Genomic DNA, 3,791 nt, shown 5'->3' with positions numbered 1-3,791 from the left:
CGGAGCATAAAGCTCCGCGATTTTTTAGATCTAAAGTGGATTACAAATACGATCGAATCTCGATCGAATAGCTCCAAAACTTACTCATAAGTACTAAAACTATCCACTGTCTTGAAAAGGTGCTCTACTTGCGGCGTTTTTATTCGGGGGGAACCCCGTCTTGGCGTTTTTTATGCGGGGGTTCCCCCCGCATAAAACGCCGCCGAATAAGAAAACGACAAGACAGGGGAAACCCCTGTTCCCGCACTTTTCGCTATTCACTATCCACTAACAGACTAGTAACTTCGTTTTGATGCAAAATATGGGTTAATTTAACTGCCAATATGACTAAAATAGCTATTGTCTAAAATTAAATGACGATGACGATCGAGTGTCATAAAACCTTTAGCTTGAAACTGTGCCATCATCCGACTGACAGTAACCCGAGTCGTCCCGATCGCGCTCGCAAGCTGTTGATGGGTAAACTTATAATTAATTCGGGTTTGGCTATCGGGCAAAGCCTCGCCCAACTCCTCTTTGAGTAAAGATAATAACCCTCTCAACCGTTCGACAGTATGGCGGCGACCGTTGATAATCAGGAGCATTTCTGCTTGCCGCATCCGCTTGGCTAACTGCGGGAGTAGGAGCTGCGACAATCGCATCGAACCTTCAATTTCATCCAATCGCAACCAGCGTAAATAAACAGGTGATAGTGCGATCGCTTGATAGTCAAGAGTTTCCGAGCCTTGAGTGCCAAACCAGGCTCCTGTGGACGCCCAGCCAAATAATACTTGTTCGCCATCTTCGTAGTTCGCGCTTAGTTGCACCAATCCTTGAGTAACTTGCCATACGCCTTCGGGGAACAACGGGATTTCATCACCTTTAGTGTGAAAATATAGCCGCTTACTAAGGACTGAAGGCTGTTGCTGCTGTTGTGGTGAATAATCTAGTTCCGTACTTTGAACGATCGACAGCATAATTTTCGCTCCAAAATCTGAACCTAGATTACTCGGTCAAGGTAAAATTCAGGTAATGGAGAGATTAAGGCTGGTTAGTAATTGATAATTAATAATTGATAATTGATAATGTAAGTAGATGCCCCTCAGCCCTAAGCCGCGATCGTATGCTACTTGCCGATAAACCTACAGAACTTAACTGGAAACCAATTATTGCACAACTTACAGCAGTCGTCGGTATCAAAGGCATCATTCAGCGGCGGGAGGAATTAATTACTTATGAGTGCGATGGTTTGACTAGCTACCGCGAGCGTCCCGCTCTGGTTATTCTGCCCAAAACGACAGCGCAAATAGCAGCCGCAGTCAAAATCTGTGACGAAAATAATGTTGCGTGGATCGCGCGGGGTGCGGGAACGGGTTTATCGGGTGGGGCATTACCCGTCGAAAATTGCGTGTTGATCGTGACGGCATTGATGAATCAGATCCTCAAAACAGATCTCGCAAATCAGCGCGTCGTCGTTCAACCAGGCGTAATTAATAATTGGGTGACGCAAGCAGTCAGTGGCGGCGGCTTTTATTATGCTCCCGATCCTTCCAGTCAGGTGATCTGCTCGATCGGTGGTAACATTGCCGAAAATTCTGGCGGCGTCCACTGTCTCAAGTATGGTGTCACTACCAACCACGTCCTCGGCTTAAAATTAGTCATCCCCAGTGGGGAGATCGTCGATGTCGGTGGGGAAATCGGCGAAATGCCTGGATACGATCTGACTGGCTTATTCGTCGGCTCCGAAGGCACCCTCGGCATTGCCACCGAAATCACCCTCAAAATCCTCAAAACGCCCGAATCCATCTGCGTCCTCCTCGCCGACTTTGCTAGCGTTGAAGCCGCAGGCAGCGCCGTCTCAGGTATCATCAGTGCGGGGATTATCCCGGCTGGCATCGAGATGATGGACAACTTCAGCATCAACGCTGTCGAAGATGTCGTCGCCACCAAATGCTATCCCCGCGATGCCGCTGCCATCCTCCTCGTCGAAATCGATGGCTCGGCAGTAGAAGTAGCCACAAATCAAGCCCGCATTGCCGAAATTTGCCGTGAGAATGGGGCGCGAGACATCACCATTGCCACCGAGCCAGCAGAACGTTTACGGCTGTGGAAGGGGCGTAAAGCCGCCTTTGCAGCGATGGGTAAAATCAGCCCCGATTATTACGTGCAAGATGGTGTCATTCCTCGCACGCAGCTATCCTACGTCCTCCAAGAAATCGAAAAACTCGGTACCAAGTATGGCTATTTTGTCGCCAACGTCTTCCATGCTGGCGATGGTAATTTACACCCATTGATCTTGTATAACAATGCCATCGAGGGTGCATTAGAACAAGTAGAAGCCTTGGGTGGTGAAATTCTCAAGCTCTGTGTCAAAGTCGGCGGGAGTATTTCCGGCGAACACGGTATCGGTGCTGATAAACGCTGTTATATGTCAGAGATGTTCACCGAGACAGATTTAGAGACGATGCAATGGGTACGCACGGTATTTAATCCCAAAGAACTAGCCAATCCTGGTAAAATCATCCCCACTCCCCGCACCTGTGGCGAGTCTGCTAAATCTGGTCAGAAGTTTAGCTCGATCGAGCAATATTAAAATAAATATCTGTAGGTTGGGTTGCGGATGCGCGCTCGTCGGGTCTCCCGACGATTTAGCGACCCAAACACATGCGGAGGTTCCCTCCCGGATTATGCGAGACAAGACAGCGCACCAAGCAGAGGTACGAAACCCAACAATCCCATCAATTAATTGTGTGGATGTTGGGTTTCACATTCGTTCTACCCAACCTACAGATCTAACTTTTAATCTACATTCTTGTTAAGCCATCCCAAGCAGCCAGACACCAACGATCGTCAGACTGACAAATCCCCATTTAAGTGGTAACGTGCGCTTGGCTTCTCGTTGGCGTTGGCGATCGCCTGCCGTTAGGCACAGCCTCTGGGTAGGAGAATCGCTCCGCCGTTGAAAGGTGGCAATTAGTAAAGATATCCCAAAAACGTATGCTGGCGTGGAAGCTTCGATTGCTGATACTACGACTGGAACCCCTAATTTAACAGCAGTTTGTCCGGAGTATAGAGCTGCTAAATTAAGCAATTCGATCGCGACAAATATCGGGAGAGCCTGTTTAATTTTAGGAAAGTCGCGCACCAGAGTCGATCGAACTTGTGGCAGTGTCAAACAAGCCAACCCACTAATAATCATCCCCGCTGTGATACTTAAAAAAGCTCCAAAAAAATCAGTCCGATCGAAGATATATTTCTCGATCGTCATCACAATTGTCAGCAGTCCAGAAGCGATCGACATCAGATAGAGTGTATCCCAGCGATTGCTAAATTTGTCTACCGCACACAAGCCGATCGAGGCAACAATTAGCAAAGCAATCCCGATATAATTACTGCTGGTAATCAAATAGCCAAACAGCCAATAACTAATCAGAATTAGAAAAATTGGCGTCAGGTTCCAGTAAGCAGCAACAGTTCCAGAATCACTACAATCCAGAGCGCGGAAATAAAAAAACTGACTGAGCTGAATAATTGCGCCAGTTACCAAACAGATCGCCAGCAGATCCCAACTTGGAATCACGATCGGGATATTTAAGATCGGTAAAAGTACGAATATCCCAGCGGAAATACCAGAACTGGTGATAACTCCCAACCACGGTTTACTAAAAATATTGTCTACACAATGTTCGTCGAGAACATGGACGATCGCCCATAAGAATGAGCTAAATAAAGCGTATTGAATCCACATGCAAACAGCTCGGACTAAGCAGAAGACATCAAAGATGTGGTGGGTGTCTCACCCTGTCCCCAAT

Annotated in this window: 3 protein-coding genes; 1 reads left to right on the top strand and 2 read right to left on the bottom strand. The window is 47.4% G+C overall.

All coding sequences use genetic code 11. The features are described from left to right. Positions 1–311: 311 nt before the first annotated feature. Positions 312–956, bottom strand: a complete 645-nt coding sequence (locus RMO35_RS07925) for a Crp/Fnr family transcriptional regulator (RefSeq protein ID WP_309740031.1) — start codon at positions 954–956, stop codon at positions 312–314. Positions 957–1,102: 146 nt separating this feature from the next. On the opposite strand from RMO35_RS07925, the gene glcD reads away from it, so the two are divergent. Further along, the gene (gene glcD, locus RMO35_RS07920) at positions 1,103–2,572 is read left to right on the top strand and encodes a glycolate oxidase subunit GlcD (RefSeq protein ID WP_309740028.1); all 1,470 of its coding nucleotides are present in this window, start codon (positions 1,103–1,105) and stop codon (positions 2,570–2,572) included. A gap of 222 nt (positions 2,573–2,794) precedes the next feature. On the opposite strand, the gene RMO35_RS07915 is transcribed toward glcD, so the two are convergent. Continuing rightward, positions 2,795–3,727: an EamA family transporter gene (locus tag RMO35_RS07915; protein WP_309740027.1), complete on the bottom strand. Its 933-nt coding sequence runs from the start codon at positions 3,725–3,727 to the stop codon at positions 2,795–2,797. Positions 3,728–3,791 lie beyond the last annotated feature (64 nt).

This window comes from Chamaesiphon sp. OTE_20_metabat_361, assembly GCF_031364565.1.
The sequence above is the reverse complement of the archived record's forward strand: the minus strand, read 5'-3'. Positions and strand labels throughout refer to the sequence as shown.